Here is a 1,054-nt window from a genome sequence, read left to right as displayed (position 1 = left end):
CACCTGGATGCCGGCCAGTGCCGCCTTGTACTCGATGAATTGCCGGAGCTGGTAATAGGGCCAGTAATGCAGGCTCCTGCCGTGATCCTTGCGCTGTTCCTTCCCCTGTGCTTTCGTCCACCTCGCCACCGTCAGGTCCTCCATTCGGATTTTGGTCACACCGTGAAACTTGGCAAACTCGATTACCGCGTGGCTGATCTTGTGGTTCACGTCCTTCACCCACCGGTGCTCTTTATCTCCCAACTCTTTCAGGGCCTTGTACGCCCCGGCTTTCTGGAGCTTTTTGCGCAGGTCAGCATAGTGCCTGCGGATATATACCAGTCCGCCGCCAGGGAAAAACAGCGTCTGGCCCCCTGCACTGGCCACCAGCAGGTCTACCAGCCCTAAATCGACGCCCATGACCTTTTCCGGCTTCTGGACCCGCTCCACGGGTACCGTCAGGTTCAGGTGGATGTACCAGTACTTCCCGCATTTGACCAGCCGGGCCACTCCCTGTTTAACTTTTCCTGCAAGCAGTAAATCCAAATATTTCTTGTGGTACGGTGTAACCACGTTGGGCACCCCGACCCTCTTCTCCAGCGTGGGGAAAGAGACCTTGTAGACGGCTCCGCCGCCTACGGTATACTCTTTCTCCACCCGGAAGTTCTGGTTGTTGAATGCGGGCCATAACCGCTTGAAGCGTCTGGCTTTCGGCTTGCTCTTAATGTCCCTGACAGCCTGACACAGCACTGCCGACGGCAGCGGGTCCGAATACTCCTTGGCTTCTTTTGACGTCCTGGGCCGGTCTTTTTTGTCCAGTTTTAGGTAGTTGTTCGCAAATTCCGTTGTCCTGTCGGCCATCAGCTGGTACATCTCCCGCTTCGCCTGCGTGGGCCGGTACAGCTTCAGCTTGAGCGTAATGACCTGCTCCATCTCTCCTTCCACCTCCCTCCCGCGGGTTACCCCGCTAAAAAAAGAGGAGAGACCGTTGTTAAGCGGTCTCCCCCTGCTGAAATACGGCCGCCTTTCATCACCTGAATGAATTCAGGTGTATTCCCGGCGGAAGTTTATAAAA

1 protein-coding gene is annotated in these 1,054 nt (G+C 55.9%); it reads right to left on the bottom strand.

Translation table 11 applies throughout. From position 1 onward, the window contains the following. Positions 1 to 912: transposase (locus tag J2Z49_RS14755; protein WP_307403955.1), on the bottom strand; the 912-nt coding region annotated here is incomplete at its 3' end. Positions 913 to 1,054 lie beyond the last annotated feature (142 nt).

This window comes from Desulfofundulus luciae, from assembly GCF_030813795.1.
GTDB classification, from domain to species: domain Bacteria; phylum Bacillota; class Desulfotomaculia; order Desulfotomaculales; family Desulfovirgulaceae; genus Desulfofundulus; species Desulfofundulus luciae.
The sequence above is the reverse complement of the archived record's forward strand: the minus strand, read 5'-3'. Positions and strand labels throughout refer to the sequence as shown.